This window comes from Marinobacter algicola DG893, assembly GCF_000170835.1.
GTDB classification, from domain to species: Bacteria; Pseudomonadota; Gammaproteobacteria; order Pseudomonadales; family Oleiphilaceae; genus Marinobacter; species Marinobacter algicola.
Window position 1 is genome coordinate 38,408 of record NZ_ABCP01000005.1, and the last position, 18,153, is coordinate 56,560.

The 18,153-nt window shown below is 58.2% G+C and carries 14 protein-coding genes; 5 read left to right on the forward strand and 9 right to left on the reverse strand.

All coding sequences use genetic code 11. The annotated features are described in order from the left end of the window. Positions 1–35 precede the first annotated feature (35 nt). The 6 genes from MDG893_RS05815 to MDG893_RS05840 all read right to left on the reverse strand — a co-directional run bounded on the left by MDG893_RS05815 (position 36) and on the right by MDG893_RS05840 (position 6,672). Positions 36–1,079 (reverse strand): extracellular solute-binding protein, encoded by a 1,044-nt coding sequence (locus MDG893_RS05815; protein WP_007152806.1) that lies wholly within the window; start codon positions 1,077–1,079, stop codon positions 36–38. Continuing rightward, the gene (gene potC, locus MDG893_RS05820) at positions 1,076–1,846 is read right to left on the reverse strand and encodes a spermidine/putrescine ABC transporter permease PotC (RefSeq protein ID WP_007152807.1); all 771 of its coding nucleotides are present in this window, start codon (positions 1,844–1,846) and stop codon (positions 1,076–1,078) included. Before potC ends, MDG893_RS05815 begins: the two co-directional genes overlap by 4 nt. Next, positions 1,843–2,703 carry a spermidine/putrescine ABC transporter permease PotB gene (potB, locus tag MDG893_RS05825; protein ID WP_007152808.1) on the reverse strand — a complete coding sequence of 287 codons (861 nt, stop codon included), beginning with the start codon at positions 2,701–2,703 and terminating at the stop codon, positions 1,843–1,845. Before potB ends, potC begins: the two co-directional genes overlap by 4 nt. Beyond that, positions 2,696–3,826, reverse strand: coding sequence for a spermidine/putrescine ABC transporter ATP-binding protein PotA (gene potA / locus MDG893_RS05830; RefSeq protein WP_007152809.1), 1,131 nt, complete (start codon positions 3,824–3,826; stop codon positions 2,696–2,698). Before potA ends, potB begins: the two co-directional genes overlap by 8 nt. Beyond that, entirely contained in the window at positions 3,823–4,893 is a 1,071-nt protein-coding gene (locus tag MDG893_RS05835) for a TRAP transporter substrate-binding protein (RefSeq protein ID WP_007152810.1), read from the reverse strand. Before MDG893_RS05835 ends, potA begins: the two co-directional genes overlap by 4 nt. A 102-nt stretch (positions 4,894–4,995) precedes the next feature. Then, complete coding sequence (locus tag MDG893_RS05840) at positions 4,996–6,672, reverse strand: methyl-accepting chemotaxis protein (protein ID WP_007152811.1); 1,677 nt, start codon at positions 6,670–6,672, stop codon at positions 4,996–4,998. A 269-nt stretch (positions 6,673–6,941) separates the two neighbouring features. Here MDG893_RS05840 and MDG893_RS05845 point away from each other — a divergent pair, with 269 nt between their 5' ends. Continuing rightward, entirely contained in the window at positions 6,942–8,303 is a 1,362-nt protein-coding gene (locus MDG893_RS05845) for a CHAD domain-containing protein (RefSeq protein ID WP_007152812.1), read from the forward strand. Between the two features lie 19 nt (positions 8,304–8,322). Here MDG893_RS05845 and rarD read toward each other — a convergent pair whose 3' ends face one another. After that, positions 8,323–9,222 (reverse strand): EamA family transporter RarD, encoded by a 900-nt coding sequence (gene rarD / locus MDG893_RS05850; RefSeq protein ID WP_007152813.1) that lies wholly within the window; start codon positions 9,220–9,222, stop codon positions 8,323–8,325. Next, complete coding sequence (locus MDG893_RS05855) at positions 9,219–9,674, reverse strand: YchJ family protein (protein WP_279625874.1); 456 nt, start codon at positions 9,672–9,674, stop codon at positions 9,219–9,221. Before MDG893_RS05855 ends, rarD begins: the two co-directional genes overlap by 4 nt. A gap of 140 nt (positions 9,675–9,814) precedes the next feature. On the opposite strand from MDG893_RS05855, the gene MDG893_RS05860 reads away from it, so the two are divergent. Next, entirely contained in the window at positions 9,815–10,546 is a 732-nt protein-coding gene (locus tag MDG893_RS05860) for a sulfite exporter TauE/SafE family protein (RefSeq protein ID WP_007152815.1), read from the forward strand. 8 nt (positions 10,547–10,554) lie between these two features. On the opposite strand, the gene MDG893_RS05865 is transcribed toward MDG893_RS05860, so the two are convergent. After that, positions 10,555–11,235, reverse strand: coding sequence for a Frag1/DRAM/Sfk1 family protein (locus tag MDG893_RS05865; RefSeq protein ID WP_007152816.1), 681 nt, complete (start codon positions 11,233–11,235; stop codon positions 10,555–10,557). A 141-nt stretch (positions 11,236–11,376) separates the two neighbouring features. On the opposite strand from MDG893_RS05865, the gene MDG893_RS05870 reads away from it, so the two are divergent. From MDG893_RS05870 to MDG893_RS05880, 3 genes are read left to right on the forward strand one after another with little or no spacing between them, the layout of a single operon-like run. Beyond that, a complete protein-coding gene (locus MDG893_RS05870; RefSeq protein ID WP_050776471.1) occupies positions 11,377–14,145 on the forward strand; it encodes a bifunctional glycoside hydrolase/polysaccharide deacetylase family protein in 2,769 nt (922 codons plus the stop codon). Positions 14,146–14,149: 4 nt separating this feature from the next. Next, entirely contained in the window at positions 14,150–17,617 is a 3,468-nt protein-coding gene (locus MDG893_RS05875) for a tetratricopeptide repeat protein (protein WP_007152818.1), read from the forward strand. Positions 17,618–17,628: 11 nt separating this feature from the next. Next, positions 17,629–18,153 (forward strand): hypothetical protein, encoded by a 525-nt coding sequence (locus MDG893_RS05880; RefSeq protein WP_007152819.1) that lies wholly within the window; start codon positions 17,629–17,631, stop codon positions 18,151–18,153.

Below are 18,153 nucleotides of genomic sequence, written 5' to 3' on the forward strand. Positions count from 1 at the left end.
CCTGAAACCGGGGCTTTGTTGCCGGGCGCGAGCCTCTACTGCCCGGACTTCAGCATTTCCCAGTATCGGGTATAGATCTGCATGGCATCGTCACCCACGTCCTTCTGGAACTCGGCGTTGGTCAGGTCTTCCGGTGTCGGGTAGCTGGTGCGGTCGTTGGCCACTTCATCGCTCAACAATTCGCGGGCCGCAAGGTTGGGCGTGGCATAGCCGATGTCTTCACTGATCAGCGCGGAGATTTCCGGCCGCATGACAAAACTGATGAATTGATGGGCAGCGTCTGCATTCTCGGCGTTCTTGGGAATCACAAAGCTGTCGAGCCAGACAATGATGCCCTCTTCCGGATAGACGTATTCAAGGGACGGCATGTCCTCCTCACCCATCACGGCTTCACCATTCCAGATCATGCCGATGTCGGTCTCGCCTTCAAGATAGGGCATTCGCGGTGCATCCGAGTTGAAGGTACGCACCGCAGGCATCAGTTCGGTCAGCTTGTCATAAGCCGCCTCGATCTCTTCGGGATCGGTGCTGTTGCCAGAGTATCCGAGCACTCTCAGCCCGATGTGGAACACCTCGCGCATGTCGTTGGTGAGCATCACGCGGCCTTCGTATTTCTCGTCCCATAGATCCGACCAGGCCGTTACCTCTTCGCCCTCGACGTCATTGGCGTCATAGGCCAGCCCTGTGGTGCCCCAAAGGTAGGGAACGCTGTATTGGTTATCAGGGTCGATATCCAGGTTTGTCAGCTCGGGGTCAAGCTTTTCGAAGCCTTCCAGTTTTTCATGGTCAATCTTCTCAAGAAGGCCCTCTTTTCGCATCTTGTTGACGTAGTAGGTGGACGGCAGTGCCAAGTCATACTGACCGCTGTCATCGAGCAGCTTCAGGCGCGCGTACATGGCCTCGTTGCTGTCGTAAGTGGTGTAGACCACCTGGATTCCGGTTTCTTCCTCGAAGCGGTCCAATACCTCCTGGGGCATGTATTCAGACCAGTTGTAGAGGTTCAGTACCTGCGGCTCTTCCTGCGAGCTGCATCCGGTCAGGGTTGCAGCCATCAGGCCCGCCAACGCCAGTTTCTTCATCGTTTGCTCCTTGTCAGTATCCATTGGGACAGCATCAACATCGCCAGGGAAAACACCAGCAGCAGGGTGCCCAGGGCATTCACTTCCGGTTTAAGGCCCACACGTACCATAGAGTAGATGCGAAGTGGCAGAATTTCATAGCTGGGACCACTCACAAAGGTGCTCACCACCACATCGTCCAGTGACAAAGTAAATCCCAACAGCCATCCAGCCAGCAATGCTGGCATGATCACCGGAATCAGTACCGTGCGGGTCATGGTGAAATCATTAGCGCCCAGATCCCGCGCCGCTTCAGGCAGGCTTTCATCGAACCCGCTCAATCGTGCCATTACGGTAATCACCACAAACGGCAGGCAGAAGGTTACGTGGGCCAGCAGCAGAGAGACAAACCCCAGTTGCAGGCCCACCAACAGGAACAACGCCAGCAAAGAGATGGCCAATACAATCTCGGGCGACATCATCACCACAAACAGCATCCCTCGCAGCACACGCTTGCCACGAAAGCGATACCGGTGAAGAGCCAACGCTGTCAGCGCGCCAATAATGGTCGATACCGTGGCCGCCGTCAGTGCCAGCCAGAGGGAATTCCACATGGCCTGGACCATGGCGTGGTTATTGAACAGCGACTCGTACCATTGCAGGCTGAGCCCGCCCCAGCGGTAACCGGTGCGGGAACTGTTAAACGAAAACACCACCAGCACCAGGATCGGCAGGTAGAGCAACACATACACCAGGGTGAGATAGGTTTTCGGCAGCCAGCGATTCATGCCCTGCCCTCATCGCCGAGTCGCTGCTGGCTGAGCCGGTGGGCAAACAGCAGGACAGCCATGGCAACCGTCAACAATATGCTGGCGGCGGCACCAAAGGGCCAGTCACGGGCATCCAGGAACTGGTTTTTGATAACGTTGCCGACCAGCAAATTGCGGGAACCACCCAGTATGTCCGCCACGAAAAACAGGCCCATGGCCGGCAGCAGCACCAGCATCACACCCGCCAGCACGCCCGGCAAGGTCAGGGGAATCGTCACGTGCAGAAACGTCGACAGCTTGCCCGCCCCCAGGTCGTGCGACGCCATCAACAGTTCTTTCCTCAGGTCATCGAACACGGAGTATAGCGGCAGAATCATGAACGGCAGCAGCAGGTACACCAGCCCAATGACCACAGCGCCTTCGGTGTAGAGCATCCTCAGCGGCTCGTCGATCAATCCCAACCCCATAAGGGCGTTGTTGATCAGGCCGTTGGTGGCCAGCAGCAGTTTCAGCGCGTAGGTGCGCACCAGGGAGTTGGTCCAGAACGGCACGATCAACAGGAAAATCAGCAGCGTCTGGCGCTGTTTGCCCAGGCCGGACAGTGCCCATGCAAAGGGATACCCAATCAGCAGGCAAAAGACGGTCGTCATGCCGGCCATGTAGAGGGAATTCAGGAACACGTCCAGGTACAGCGGATCGAACAACTGCCGGTAACTGTTCAGGTTCAGCGGCAGCGAGAGGAAGGTGCCGGGGTCACGTGTCATCACGCTGGCACCCACCACCAGCAGGTTCGGGGTGAGCACAAGAAGCAATAACCAGCCCCAGACCAGAATCAGTACCGCGGTTTTGAAGGGCTGCTGTAACACCCTATGCATTCGTACTCAGCCCTTCTTCGGCATCGTTATTGACCGGTTCCGGTTCAACCGGCAATAGCCATTCCCAGCCGTCCACCCAACTGACCCGGACCGGCTCGCCCAGCTTGTAGTCAAAGGTAGGATCGTCTTCATCAAAAAATTCACTGGCCAGCACTTCAGTGCCATCTTCGAGATGAATCACCGAGTCCAGCGTACTGCCCTTGTAGTTACGCTCGACGATCTGCCGGGCCAGGCCCTTTTCATCTTCAGGAGCCAGCACACGAATATCCTCCGGACGCAGCAGCACATTCACCTGCTCACCTTCGCGCAGCGTAAACCCGGGCCTCTGAAGAGTACGGCTCAGGCCCAGGATATCCAGGGTAATGCCATCGTTTTCGACCGAGGTCAGGTATCCTGGAAAAAGGTTGGTTTCCCCGACGAAGCGCGCCGTAAAGAGATTGGCGGGCCGCTCATAGATCTCCCGGGGCGTGCCCAGTTGTTGAATTGCGCCGTCTTTCAGGACCACCACCCGGTCCGACATCGACAGGGCTTCTTCCTGATCGTGGGTGACGAATACGAACGTAATGCCCAGTTCCCGCTGCAGTCGCTTCAACTCCACCTGCATGGTCCGGCGCAACTTGTAGTCAAGCGCGGAAAGCGGCTCATCCAGCAACAGGAGTTGCGGACGCTTGACCACAGCTCTGGCAATGGCCACCCGCTGCTGCTGGCCGCCCGAAAGCTGATGCGGCTTGCGGCGGGCAAAATCCTGCAACTGCACCATCGCAAGAACATCGTCCACGCGCTGACGAATTTCATCCCTGGGCCGCTTCTCCATCTTCAGGCCATAGGCGACGTTGTCGTACACCGACATATGGGGAAACAACGCGTAGTTCTGGAACACGGTATTCAGGGGGCGGTGCTCGGGGGCAGCATGGGTGATGTCATGGCCTGACAGGCTAACTGCGCCGGTGTCTGGCTGCTCAAAACCCGCCATCAGGCGCAGCAGGGTGGTTTTGCCGCAACCCGACGGACCCAGAAGGGTGATGAACTCGCCGTCCAGGATATCCAGGTCCAGCGAGTTCAACACGGTTTTGTCATCAAACGCCTTTGAGACGTTCTTCAGGGATAGAAGCGTCTCTTTCATTCACCCGAAACGCTGTTCAGATAGGCCTTGTCGGAAATGTTGGTCCACTGACGAACCTGCTTCAGATAATCCCGCTGGGAAGTGATAATTTCCCGCGCCAGTTCATCCTTCTCCGCTTCTTCGGCCAACAGCTTCTCTGTGGCGTCACGAAGCGCTTCAATGACCTCTGGCGGGAAGGTCTTGTGCGTCACATCCGGGTAGTCTTCTTTCATGCGGTCCCAGGCAACGCCACTTTCATGCATGCTCTGGATATACATGTCATAGGCCGCAGTGCGCATGGAAACACGCAGTATCTCCTGCAATTCGGCCGGCAGTTTATCCCAGGTTTTCTGGTTGATCAGGAACTGCACCTCCGCACCTGGCTCCTGCCAGCCGGAGTAGTAATACTTTGCAATCTGATGGAAGCCCATCTGGAAATCCAGCGCCGGGCCGACCCACTCCAGAGCGTCAATCGTGCCTCGCTCCAGCGAACTGTAAAGTTCCCCAGGCGGAATATTGGTCACCGCGACGCCCACTTCGGACATAACTTCGCCGGCAAACCCGGGGGTACGCATTTTCAGACCCTGGAGGTCCTCAACACTCTTGATTTCCTCGCGGAACCAACCACCCATCTGGTTGCCGGTATTGCCACCGGGGAACGACAGTAAGCCGTGGGGGCGGTATACCTTTTCCATCAATTCCATGCCGCCGCCGTAGTAAAACCAGGCGTATTGCTCAGGCGCAATCATCCCGAAGGGCACGGTGGTGAAATACATGGCATTGGGGATCGAACCTTTGTAGTAATACGAGGCGGTATGCCCCATATCGTACTGGCCCGCCTTCACCATATCGAAAATACCGAATGGCGCCTTATGCTTGTTCGATGAGTCAATCCGGAACTGCAGGCGGCCGCCCGACATTTTCTCGGCCATCGACGCCATGTGGCGCGTTGCTTCACCCAGAATCGGAGAGTTTGGCCCCCAGGTTTCTGCGAGGCGAAGCGTATAGGTTTCCTGGGCCGACAGCGACGCGCTTGCCAGCGCGAACACCAATGCCAGGACGGTCATGAAAGATTTGTGAATAGTCATAGCGAGGTCAGGTTCCGTTTTTTGTAGTGGTCGAACAGATCGCCCACATCATAGCTTGCTGGCCGGCTGACGCCAATCATCGGCCGGCCAGAAGCAACGGCTCTATACCTTGAACTGGCCTACCAGCTCACGCAGACTCTCGCCCAGCCGTGCCAGCTCGTGGCTCGCTTCGTTGGTCTGGTTCACGCCAGTATCGCTACGCTGCGCCGCGTCCACGATACGTACCACGTTCTGGTTGATCTCCTCGGCCACCTGGCTTTGCTGTTCCGCCGCCGTGGCAATCTGGGTCACCTGATCATGTATATGGCCCACGGACTTCTCAATGGTGCGCAGGGCATCGGTGGCGTGGTTGATACGTTCAACCGTTTCGCTGGAACGTTGGCGGGACGCATCCATCCGCTCCACCGCCGCGCGGGACTCGGTCACGAAGCCGTCAATCATACCGCGAATCTGATCAGCGGATTCGGCACTGCGTTTGGCCAGTTGGCGCACTTCATCGGCAACCACCGAGAACCCACGGCCATGCTCACCGGCCCGGGCGGCTTCAATGGCCGCGTTGAGGGCCAACAAATTGGTCTGGTCAGTGACGGCGTGGATGACATCCAGCACCTGAGTAATCTCGTCGGTTTTCTCTGCCAGGTTACTGATACGAGTGGAACTGGATTCAATTTCTTCCGACAGCTGATTTACGGATGCTTGTGCGTTGGCAATGGTCTCGCCGCCATCCCGTGCAAGCCTGTCCGCGTCAGAGGCGGCACTTTCCACCGAGTTCGCATTGCCGGAAATCTGCTGGATCGTCGCTGCCATTTCATTGATGGCAGAGGCAATCTGGTCGGTTTCGGAACCCTGCTCCTGTACCGAAGCACGGGTTTCATTGGCAACACGGCTGAGCTCTTCCGCGGCTGAAGCAACCTGGTCGGTGGTCGCGCCGACATCGCGAATGGTGTCCTGGATTTTCACCACGAAGGCATTGAAACGACGCCCAAGCTCTGCGAGTTCGTCGTTTCCTTCGTCCGGCAGGCGATGGCGGAGGTCACCCTCACCCTCGGCAATGTCCTTCATCATGGCAATAACGGTGTTCAACGGCTTCGTCACCGTACGACCGACAAACACACCGATGAGCAAAGCGATAAACACCACAGCCACGGTAACCAGAACAATAAAACCAAGAGTTTCAGCGATCTCCGCTTCAATATCCTCGCGTGCTGCAGAAACCACTTCCGCGATATCGGTGACGTACACACCGGTCCCGATCATCCAGCCCCAATCGGGAACAATTGTGGTAAATGACACCTTGGGCTCAACCTCGCCAGAGGCGGGGTTGGGCCAGTCATAACCAAAAAAGCCATCCTTACGTGCCGCTTCGAACAGTGATCGTATCAGCTTCTGAACATCTGGATTGGTCGTAGGTCCTTCCCGGGAAGGATCCGGCGCGTAGGCCAGGTTTTCCAGATCTTTGGCATACGCAAATATATAGTTACCGCCCCCAAATCGAATGGAGCGCAGACGATCCCTTGCCGCCTCACGGGCCTCGGCATCCGAAAGGTCCGGATCGTTCTTCGCGTCCAGCACCACGGAACGGGCGGTATCCACCAGATTCTTCAACCCTTCCTTGCGGGCACTGAGCAAACTTGCTTCCAGGCGCTCAAGCTCAGCCTCACCACCGCTTTTGATCTGGGCGACCGTAATCCAGGCAAGGGTTGCCGCCGTTATTACCACCGGGACCAGAACGCCCAGCAGAAGACGGGAACGTATGCGTAACCGGCTCAGTAATGTCATCAAGAAGTTCTCCGTATGAGATCAAATGTTCAGCGTAATTATCCACAACCGGGCACCCAGGGTGTGTTCCAGTTTGTAATAACGGTGTGTGCGACTTCGGGGTGTAAAGCTGCGACACTGCCACAACTCATTCATGCATTTGCTTTTATTGTTAAACGTCTTAACGGCCGGTAGCTGATGGACTTGAACCAGCGTTAGACTAAAGGTCTAGCCCCAAACGTCCGATTCATCAAACCTGACCCAAAAAAAAACCAGTTTCAGGGGCACGGATGAAACACCTCTATCTGATTCGTCACGCCAAATCCAGCTGGGCCGATGGTGGCCTTCTTGATCACCAGCGCCCCCTCAACAACCGGGGTCTGAAACAGCTGGCTCCCATGGGCAGGGCAATCTTTGCGGATGGGGCGTTCGATGGAACGGTCTACTGCAGCAATGCCACCCGCGCACAACAAACCCTGGAAGGCCTGCTCCCGAGCAACCATCAACACGCCGTCAAACTGGCGCCTGTTCTATACACGTTTAACCATGAGGTCGTGCTCGACTGGTTGCGCGACCGGGACGAAGACAGCATTACCCTGATTGGCCACAACCCTGCGCTGGAGGATCTGTCAGGCTTACTGCTGAAGCACGCACCCCATACCTTCCCCACGTGCAGCTACATGCACATAACCCTGCCAATAGAGCACTGGCGCGAGATCGGCAAGAACAGGGGCCGGCTTGAACGGTTCCTGACGCCCAAAGACGTCAGCTATGAGCAGTTTCATCGCAAACGGACGAAAGTCCGTATCGGCGAGCACTCTCCCCTGGCATGGCACATCCCGGAATCGCTGATACACCAGTATCAACGCATCAGGGATCTGGAGCCCGGCGTATTGCAGGGATACGACGACGAGTTTCTGCATCAGTATCGCATTGCCATCCGCCGCAGCCGCGCCATCGCCGAAGCAGTCGTCGACATCAGTGGTGACAGCGATTTACGCAAGGCCGTCAAGGTATTGAAGCGGCATGGCCAAGCCACCAGCCGGCTCAGAGACCTTCACGTATTACTGGGTGACCTGGCGCAATGGCCACTGGAGGAAGATACCCGGTTGGCCCTGGTGAGCTCCGGCGCCCGCAGCCATTTTGCCAACCTGGCAGACATTGAACACCAGGAACTGACCAAACGCCTGAACAGCGGCCAGTACCGCAAAGACATGGATGAGTGGCACCAGCTTCTCACCTCCCGTCACTTGAAGAAGGTAACCCGAAAACTGGCCACCGGAGACATCCGAAAAGCCCTGGAAAAACACATACACAAGCACAATGCTGTGGCGCGAAACCTGAACGAACAGTCCCCGGACAATCACTTTCACGATCTGCGCAAGCGGCTGAAACGCATACGCTACCTTGCAGAACTGGACAAACCTGCATTTCGCGACGAGCTCAGGCCATTAAAACATCGACAACAACGGTTCGGTGACTTTCAGGACCTGCACGTGCAAATTGACATGCTGCTGGCCTTTCGCAACAGCATTGCCACGGAGCCGGACATGCTGGCGCCCGTGGCGGGCCTGAACACGTTGATTTCAGACCTTGCCGTGGAGAAACATCGCGTACGGGCTGACATACTGACCCTCGGCGGTATTGCCTGATAGCCCACTAGGCAACCCACTATTTGGGGGTGGGATTCACCCCACGCCCGATCCAGGCCGACCAGGAATAAAGCCCCAGCGCCACCCAGATCATCACGAAGCTCGCCAGCTTCTCGCCGCTCATGGGTTCATCAAACACAAACAGCGCGATGAAGAACTGCAACGTGGGGTTGATGTACATCAGAAAGCCCACGGTTGCCAGGCGTAGCCGGCGGGCAGCACCGGCGAAGAACAACAGGGGGATGGCCGTAACGATCCCGCTGGACATCAGAAGCAACGCGATGGTGATGTCGTCGTTGAAGTGGGATTCTCCTACAGAACTCAGAAACCCGAGAGTCAGCAGGCCGACGGGTAACAGAAGCAACGTCTCAACAAACAGGCCCGAAAGGCCATCCAGTTCCACCTGCTTTCGAAGCAGGCCATAGGTACCGAAACTGAACGCAAGCACCAGGGTGATCCAGGGCACCACGCCCAACAGAAAAAGCTGATAAAGGATGGCGATGGTCGCCAATGCAACCGCCACAATTTGTAGTCGGGAAATGCTTTCCCGCAACACCAGCATGCCCAGCCCGACATTCACCAGGGGCGTGAGGAAATACCCCAGGCTCGCCTGGAGTACATGACGGGTTTCCACGGCATAGATATAGACCCCCCAGTTCAGTGCAATGAACACCGCACACCCGAATACGAAGCCAAGCTTCTTGGGGCGAGCCAACGCAGCAGTGACGGGTTTCCAGCGCCCCAGGAAGCTCACCACAATGGCGAGAAAAACACAGGACCAGACGATCCGGTGAACCAGCACTTCGTAGGATGGCACACCCTCGAAAAGGGCGAAATAAATGGGGAAACAGCCCCACAATGTATAGGCGGACAGGCCGAAACCCACGCCTTTTGCCGCTTCAGGCGTAGCGTGTTTCACAGGCAACAGGCCTTGTATTTTCTGCCACTTCCGCAGGGGCAGGATTCGTTCCGGCCAGGCTTGAGGGTCCCTTCGCGGGTATCGCCGGACACGTAGTACCAGCGCTCATCGTCGCGGACGAAGCGGGAGTTCTCTTCCAGATACCCCCAGCCGCCTGCCCGGTAAAGGGCGCGGAAGTGCACTCTGCCTTCGTGTACACCTTCATCTGACGACAGTACCTGCAGCGACACCCACTTCGGCGCCTCGGTCAGATCAAGATCCTGGGGCCGGGTGCTGGTGTGCCATGTGGCTTTCAGATAGTCCGTCAGATTCAGTACAAACGCGCTGTAGCGAGATCGCATAAGGGCTTCCGGTGAGGATGCCGGTTTGCCCTGATGGCAGGGCTCGCAACAAGTACTGTACGGTTGGCGGCTGCCACAGGGGCAGTCGTCCGGGGTAATCTCTGGCGCCATCGGGTCGTCCTTATCGCCGGTTAGTGCTGTTCACGGACCCGGCAGGCCCAGGGCACGTAAATGGTTCATTTTAACAGTTTTAGTTGCCCTGCGGCTGTGCTATCAACAATCATCAACTGACCTGATCGAGTAGCCCGATTGTGACTGACCTCTCCCTGCTGCAGATACTCCTTGCCAACCTGGCCCTGTTGGCCGGCGCCTGTTTGCAGGGCGTGGCAGGTTACGGCATCGGGACCCTGGCGGCACCATTGCTGTTCCTGATCAGCCCCATGCTAATACCGGCACCGCTGGTTCTGAACGCTGTGGTGCTGACCATTCTTATGCTACTGCGGAACCGGGGCGCCTTACAGGTCCGCGAGGTGCGTTTTGCCATTGGCGGTGGCGTTGGTGGCATGATCCTGGCCGGAATTACGCTGATGCTGATTTCACCCACAGGATTCGAGCTGGCGTTCGGCATTCTGATCCTGATTGGCGTATTGCTGAGCGCGGGCGGCTTGCGACCCGCCCTGAACGCTCGCAACAGTATCCTGGCCGGTGCTGCCTCTACCTACATGGGAACCATTACCGCCGTTGGCGGCCCACCGATCGCGCTGATCTACCAAAATGAGAAGGGGCCGCTGGTGCGGGCCAATATGTCGGCCTTCTTCCTGGTGGCGAGCTTTTTCAGTATTGCCGCCCTGTTGGTCTCAGGCTACCTGGGGCAGCGGGAACTACAGTTGTTTGCGGTCACCTTTCCGGGGGTTCTCATCGGCTTCTGGCTTTCCGGCAAGCTGGTCAATCGCATGCCTTTTGACGGGCTGCGACCGGTCATCCTCGGCATCGCCGCCATTGCTGGTGTGGCGGCACTGGTTCGTGGGCTGATGTCGCTCTGACGCCTGAACTACTCAGCCCACAGTCTCGCCCGGAAATGGCTCTGTTTCCACAGTACCGCGACCCATATCGCATGAAGATTAATCAGAAACGCCAAAACCCATTCGAAGGCGTCGTCTATCTGACTGTACACCTCCGGCACAACGGCTGTGAGGATAACCGACAGAATACCCACCGCCAGTATCAACTCGCATAACCACAACAGTCGCCTGCCATTGGATCGCCATCGCGGATGCCCCTTCAGTGCCGAGCTGATCAGCAACTGTGCGATGAACGTCAGCGAAAAATACAGCACGACGCCAATCCGGCGAGTCAGATTGAAACCATCCCCTTCGTGACCCAGAGCCAGTGTGTAGAAGGCCAGCGACGTACACGCGACAAAGCCCAGCCAGGGGATCCAGAGCCGACCGCGGCTGGTGGCACCCAGTTGCTGTAGCCAACGACCGTTGAGAGTCCAGAACAAAACGCCGAGTATCGCCGCCGGCAACATGGTGCCCTTGAAAATGAAATAGCTGGTACCGTATCGGCCAGTGCGGCTGATGCTCGTGCAGCTATCCCAGTACGGAATGCACCAGGAAATGTGCCCCTCCAGTACCGACACCGCGAAAGTCGCGTGAATGGTGATCAGCGGCGTCAACGTGGCGGCTATGGCCAGCCACCACAGGGGGATGCCGTTCTTCACCGAGGTCATAACGCTATTCCCTCATTACAAAATGTTCGTAAAATCGAGTGCTTGCGCATTGTCATCTATACTAGATTAGCAACGTATTACTCATTCGCGATGACATTGTGCGCATCATTCAGTCGCTGCTTTACCTGATTCTGGTCCCGCATGACAAGACAACGCCCTCTGCTTAAGCTTCTTGCAGTAGCCCTACTGTTGCCCTTCGGTTTTGCCAATGCCGTGGGCCAACCGCCTAACATCGCGTTCTATTATGGCAACGAAGCTCCGATAGGCAGTTTGATGGCTTACGACTGGGTGGTGCTGCAACAGGACCAAACCAGCGACGCACGGGTCGACCTGCTGGCCGAGGCCGGCACCGCTCCCATTGCCTACGTCAGTGTCGGAGAGATGGCCCGCAGCCATCGACTGTTCGGAAATCTGCAGAAAAGCTGGCTGGTCGGCAAGAACCCGGCCTGGTCAAGCGCGGTGCTGGACCTGCGCAACCCCGACGTCCGCGCCTTTTTGCTGGACAACCTCATTGACCCGGCCTTCAAGCGCGGCTTTCAGGGGGTGTTTCTCGATACTCTGGACAGCTTCACGCTTGCCGCCAGTGGCGAAGCGCAGACGCAAGCCTTCGCAGAAGCTCAGACACAACTGATTTCGGACATCCGCGCCCGGCACCCGAACGGCAAAATTATCCTCAACCGCGGCTTCCATCTGCCAGACAGCGTTATCGGTCAGGTCAACGGACTCGCCCTGGAATCCTGGCGCAATGGCTACAACGCCAAGGATAAACGTTACTACAGAGTTTCTGAACCAGACCGGCAGTGGCTGGACCAACAGCTACAGCGCTGGCGTGAGGCGCGGCCGGACATGCCCATGATTGCCATCGATTACGTCGCGGACGCCTCCCGGGCCGGGGAGCTTGCAGACCAGCTACGTCGCGACGGTTTTGTGCCCTGGGTGGCCAATCCGGCCCTGGATCGCCTCAGCCCGTCCCAACCCGCTCAGGTGAAACGCCACGTCCTGGTGATTCATGACTTGCCGGAATTCAACATGGACCGAAGCGCCGCCCATCGTTTTGGTGGCATTGTGCTGGAGCGTTCCGGATTCATTCCACAGTATCATTCCGCGCTGGAACCCCTGCCAACGGAGCCTACCGAAGACCGGTACGCGGGCATCCTGGTCTGGTGGGAAACCGGGGATCGCCACAGCGGCCTTTGTTCATGGCTTGCCCGTCAGCAGGACAAGGGTGTACCCGTGGTGCTGATGGGGCTGATCCCTGGCAACCCGGCGTGCAGCGGTGTGATGGCAGCCAACCGTACCGCTGTGCCCGCTGCGCCTCTGAGCCATGAGCGCGTACATCCGTCGGTGACCCAATACGAAGGTCGGCGGCTGCCCTCCCTGACCACGCAAGCCATGCCGCAAGTAGAAGGGCACACGCCCTGGCTGACAATCAACGACACGCAGGGCCAGCGGTTTTCGGCCATCTACACCCATGGCGGGGGTGGCGTGGCATCAGCGCCCTTCCTCTTCGAAACCGGGCCCGACGACGAAGCCTACTGGCTCTTTAACCCCTTCGAGTTTATCCAGCAAGCCTTTGGTGCACCCGCCATGCCGGTGATTGATACCACCACTGAGAATGGCCGCCGCATCCTCACGGCCCACATTGACGGTGATGGTTTCGTCTCGCGAGGGGAGTTTCCCGGTAGCCCGCTGAGCGCCCAGGTCATCCAGGATGAGATTCTGTCGCGGTATAAGGTGCCCCACACTGTTTCGGTCATCGAAGCGGAAGTTTCACCCAATGGCCTTTACCCGGGCGTCAGTGCGGAAGCTGAACGCATTGCTCGGGCCCTGTTCAGAATAAATTCGGTGGAAGTTGCATCTCATACCTACAGTCATCCGTTCTTCTGGCAATCGATAGAAGGTGGCCCCGCCCCGAGGCTTGAAAACACACTGTATGGCTATTTCATGAACATCCCGGATTATCAGGCGTCGCTTGAACGCGAAATCCAAGGCTCGGTGCAATACATTAATCAACGCCTGGCCCCGGCTGACAAGCCCGTATCGGTGTTCCTATGGACAGGCGACGCCCGGCCCGGCGCCAATGCCCTGAAACGGGTTCGGGAAGCCGGTCTGGTCAACGTCAATGGCGGCAACACAAAACCACTGCCCTATGCTTCGGAGTTAGCGGAAACCTGGCCTGACGCCCGCCCCGTGGGCGATGAACTGCAGGTCTACGCACCGGTGATGAACGAAAACGTCTACACCAACGACTGGACGGGCCCTTACTATGGGTTCCGCAACGTAACGGACACTTTCCGCATTCTCGAAGACAAAGGCCGGCTAAAGCCCATGGGCATCTACTACCACTTCTATTCGGGCACCAAACCCGAGGCCCTGGGAGCCTTGCACGAGATCTACCAATACGCCCTTGCTCAACCCGTCACGCCGCTCTATCTCAGCGACTACGCCAAGCGTGTGCAAACTCTCTATTACTCGGCGTTGCTCAGAGACGACGACGGTGGCTGGCGTTGGCGTGGTATTGGCCAACCCCATACCGTCATCATTGAGCAGGACCAGTTTCCCGACCTGGAGAGAAGCACTGGCGTCGCCGGTTTCCACGATGTTGCCGGCCACCGCTACGTGCATCTGACCGGTCACTCACCCCAACTGTTCCTGACCGATACCGCCCCGGAAGGCCCCAGGCTGGCCCATGCCAATGGCGTGCTTACCCAATGGCAGCGCCAGCAGGTAGCCGGTAAATGGCGGATAACCCTGGGTTTGCAGAGCCATCAAAACGTGGAATTCACCCTTGCCGGAACCCGGCGATGCACAACCAGCGACAGTTCGGCACGGATTTCACGGGCAGGTGAACAGGTGCAGGTTGCCCTCAGCGGCCGGCAAACGGATTCCCTGACGCTGGAGTGCCAATAGCGTTATGCGTCGGAACAGGGAGTCCTTCTTCAGCCTGCCCGCGCTGGTCCTTATGGGGGCACTTATCGCGCTGGCGCTGTATCTGCTGTTTCCCAGGCAAGCAGTGTTCGAGAACCCGGACTACCTTGAAACGCCAGACGCCCTTTCCATCGCCTATCTGGAAGTGTTGCTGCGTTCCGATTCAGACAACACTCCCTTGCGACTCAGCCTGGCCCGGGCCCTTGGCACAACCGGCCAACTGGAACGCGCAGACCAGGTAATGGCTCCCTTGATGGCGCAACAGACCGTGCCGGAAGAGGCCTTTGCGTATTACCTGGAACTGCAGACACAACGACTGTTTGCCATCCCGGAAGGCCCCAGGAGGGAGGCCCGGAAAGACCAGCTCTTTGCCGACGCCCAGGCGCTGGTCCGCCAACCCTACGAACCGGAGCGCATTCTGGAGCTCTTGAGGCCCGCCTCCAGTTGGCTGAGCCAGCCCCGTTACCTGACATTACTGCAAGGCGTCGAGGACCGAATGACCAGTCCCGGCCAGCGGCTTCAACTGGCCCTTGAAATCGCTCGGCTGGAGGAAGCACAGTCCCGGCCCGGCATGGCTGCAGCCACTTTGCGCCCCTATATTGATACGGTCCGCCCCGAGGCCCGCGATGAGTTCATCGACAACATCATTCGCCTGGAGCTTGCCGGCGGCAATCCGAAAGCGGCGCTGGCGCTCTTCAAGCAAAAACTCCCCGACACCAGGATGTCGGAACCAGCACTGACCGAAGGTATCCGGCTGGCAAGACTGGCTGGTTCGGCTTCGGATGAAGCCACCTGGATTCGGCAACGGGCGAGCCGGCATCCCGACAACACAGAGTACCAGCGAGAATTGCTGGCCTTCCAACTCGCCGCCGGGAATCTGAAAGCAGCGCTCAATACCATCCGGAGGCTGCAGAAAACACCGAACGGGCTCACTCACGAAGACCGGCAAACGATGGCTCAAGTGCTGGAATGGAACGACCTGCCTCAGGAAGCGCTGCCTGTCTGGGTGTCTCTCTATCAGCAAACCGGTTCTTCCCAGGCCTTCCAACGATCGGTAGACCTGGCGCGCGGGCTTTTCCAGTGGGGCACACTGCGAATGCTGTTAACCGAGGGGGCCAGGCAGGAGCGTTTACAACCGGACGGCTACATCACCCTGGCCGAGGCATTGGTGGGTGCCGGACGCTTCGATGATGCAAGGGAGTGGTTAACGGAAGGCCGATCACGATTTCCCCGGTCCGACACGCTCAGGGAACGACTGCTGACGCTGCTCGTTAACCTGCGTGATTTCCCCGCCGCCATTGAACTGCTGGAAAACGAGCCACGGTTATCCGACGCCGACCGCATACAACTGGCCTCTCTTTACTGGCGCACGCGGCAACCTGAACGCGCCCTGGCACTGTTGGATTTCGAGCCGCAAGACCGGCAACTGGCCGAGACGGTTCAAATCATGCGAATGGACCTGGCGAACAGCCTGGGTAGGACCGATATCCTTAAGCGGGAATATGAAAGTCTCCTGACCAGAAGCGACAGCGAGCTTACGCCGAATCTGGAGGAGCGCCTGCTCAACCTTGCCGCCCTTTTCGAGGACTACCCGAGGGCTCTGTCATTGAGTGAGCATCTGTTCCTCGAAACAGGGCAACCCAGGTTCCTGGCCGCTATCGCTGAATACCAGTTGGCCCTCGGGCAATGGCAGGAACTGGAGCAAACCCTCGAACGCTGGCAAACGGACGTACCCACTGCCCGCAACAACCCGCGCTACTGGTCACTTCGGGCTCTGATTCATCAACGCAACGACGAGGTCCTGGCAGCAAACGATGCCTACCGCGCCGCATGGGAACTGGCACCCGACGACGAGAACCTGATGATCAGTTGGGCCTGGCTGCAACTTGCCAATGCGGAACAGTTTGCCGACACCCTTCAGGCCCTGCTGGCCCGAATCGGTGATGCACCTTCTCCCGCCGCCTACCCGGTCCTGGCCTATGGTTACAGTGCCCTCGGCCAGCCGAGAAAGGCCCTGGACTGGTTTCGTCAGGGCATGAAAACCCGCAGTGATGACATTGAGTGGCTATTGGCCACGGCAAGGCTGCTGGAACAGACAGGCGCACCCGGCACCGCAACCGATCTGCGCCAAAAGGCCGCGGCAAAATTACGAGAAGATCCGTCCACCCGGGCCAGCCGCTTTGCTGTGTACAGTGAGGAAGGGTTGCTCAAGCTGGCCTGGAAGACGTTGGCGACCTTTCCCCGCAACGGCGAAGGCGACGAATCTGACCAGGCTGGTTTGCGCGAAACCCTGGCGTACTTCGCATCCAACCAGGGTGACACGCTGGTAGCAGAGGCCCTGTTGCCGGCACTGGACGGTCGAAACGAAGCGGTGCGTCAACGCATCGAGCAGACGCTCCGGACCACGCCGGAAAACCGCGAACAACAGACCGGCCGCTATGTCCGACAGCTTGACCGCCTCAACAGCCCAAGGACGCCGGAACAGCAGAGAGTGACGGTGCAGGACACGGTGAATTTACACCAGACTTTGAACCGTGCCATCCAAGTGGGCAGCCACTGGCAAAACCTGGGTAACTTTACCGTTCAGCGCAGCGGGATAACCGGCCAGTTCAGCGAAGACGAGTTTCGTTGGCAACTGTCTGCCAACACCCTAAAAGCGAGCGGTTCCGGGCGTCTGATAAGCACCCCCGGGCGCAGCAGCGAAACGTCTTTCGAGGTGGACAGGCGCTCAGGCAATGGCGCTTGGTCGGTATCGGTCAGCCAGTTGCCGCGCTATCAGCAGGATGACCTGGCCGTCAGCGCCGCCTTCGACCAGCAATGGTCTGACCGCATCGCCCTCGGTACCGGCTACCATTTTCAGGAGCGCACACCGGACAGCGCCGAAGCCTGGTGGCTGACCCGCCGCGACCGCGCCTACGCCAGCGCCAGCTACACCCCTTTCTCCCGGCTTAACCTGAATGCCCAGATTGAACAATTGACGGTCAACAGCCTGGAGAACGATCAACTGGCGGACGGCTACGGGCTGGACCTGAATGCCACTTACACCATTTTCCGCAATGACCCGGCCTGGATTATCAGCGCGGGCTATCGCAACCAGCAGCTATCACTGGCCGAAACCCTACCCACATCCACCCTTGCGGCACTGGATCAGCCACTGGAAACCGCCAGCCTGCTAACCGAGGAGTACGAGCGCATCGGTGTCGGCACACGCTGGTTCCATGGCTCGCCCCACGCACTGTATCGATCAACACCCTCACCCCGCGCATTTCTCGGTTTGGACGCCGGTTATGTATTATCCACTTCAACAGCGGAAATCGGTGTGGAAGTGGGCCTGGGTTGGCGGGTGCTGGGGGATGATGAACTGGCTCTGTCCGGACGCTGGTCGTCGGAAGGGCTGGACGGGAACGGCCGAACCGAATTCAATCTTACATACACGATTTACCCTGGTCGCTGAAGGAGACCGTTATGAAAACACTACGCCATAGCCTCTGGCTCACCCTGTTACTTCTGGCTGGCTGTTCGGTTATCCAGAGCCAGGAGGGCTCGCCAATTCCAGAGGACGGACAGTTTGCGGTGCTGCCGCTGATTAACCTGTCACAGACGCCCCAGGCCGGAGACCAGGCCGCCAGTGTGCTATCCGCGATCCTGAGAGCCAAGGGCAGCGAAAACGTGACGCTTTACCTGCCGGACGACCGCAACCCCCTGCTGTACGAAAGCAGTGAACGACAGCAAACAGCCCTCGCCACGGCCCGCAACGACGGCGCTGATTACCTGTTTACGGGCACCGTGGAGGAGTGGCGCTACAAAAGTGGGCTGGATGGCGAGCCCGCCGTAGGTGTCACCCTGGAAATACGCAGCGCAGATGACAATCGCGTGGTGTGGTCCGGCACCTCCGCCCGCACGGGATGGGGTCGCGAAAGCCTGAGCGTGGCGGCCCACAAGGTTCTGGACGAACTGGTTAACGCCATGCCAATCACCGAAAGCCAATAA

Bases quoted from the DNA above. Each gene is read 5' to 3' on its own strand.
- MDG893_RS05865 (WP_007152816.1), bottom strand. From the start codon at position 11,235: ATGACCTCGGTGAAGAACGGCATCCCCCTGTGGTGGCTGGCCATAGCC.
- potA (WP_007152809.1), bottom strand. From the start codon at position 3,826: ATGAAAGAGACGCTTCTATCCCTGAAGAACGTCTCAAAGGCGTTTGAT.
- MDG893_RS05845 (WP_007152812.1), top strand. From the start codon at position 6,942: ATGAAACACCTCTATCTGATTCGTCACGCCAAATCCAGCTGGGCCGAT.
- MDG893_RS05875 (WP_007152818.1), top strand. From the start codon at position 14,150: ATGCGTCGGAACAGGGAGTCCTTCTTCAGCCTGCCCGCGCTGGTCCTT.
- MDG893_RS05815 (WP_007152806.1), bottom strand. From the start codon at position 1,079: ATGAAGAAACTGGCGTTGGCGGGCCTGATGGCTGCAACCCTGACCGGA.
- potB (WP_007152808.1), bottom strand. From the start codon at position 2,703: ATGCATAGGGTGTTACAGCAGCCCTTCAAAACCGCGGTACTGATTCTG.
- MDG893_RS05880 (WP_007152819.1), top strand. From the start codon at position 17,629: ATGAAAACACTACGCCATAGCCTCTGGCTCACCCTGTTACTTCTGGCT.
- MDG893_RS05835 (WP_007152810.1), bottom strand. From the start codon at position 4,893: ATGACTATTCACAAATCTTTCATGACCGTCCTGGCATTGGTGTTCGCG.
- MDG893_RS05840 (WP_007152811.1), bottom strand. From the start codon at position 6,672: ATGACATTACTGAGCCGGTTACGCATACGTTCCCGTCTTCTGCTGGGC.
- potC (WP_007152807.1), bottom strand. From the start codon at position 1,846: ATGAATCGCTGGCTGCCGAAAACCTATCTCACCCTGGTGTATGTGTTG.
- MDG893_RS05870 (WP_050776471.1), top strand. From the start codon at position 11,377: ATGACAAGACAACGCCCTCTGCTTAAGCTTCTTGCAGTAGCCCTACTG.
- MDG893_RS05855 (WP_279625874.1), bottom strand. From the start codon at position 9,674: ATGGCGCCAGAGATTACCCCGGACGACTGCCCCTGTGGCAGCCGCCAA.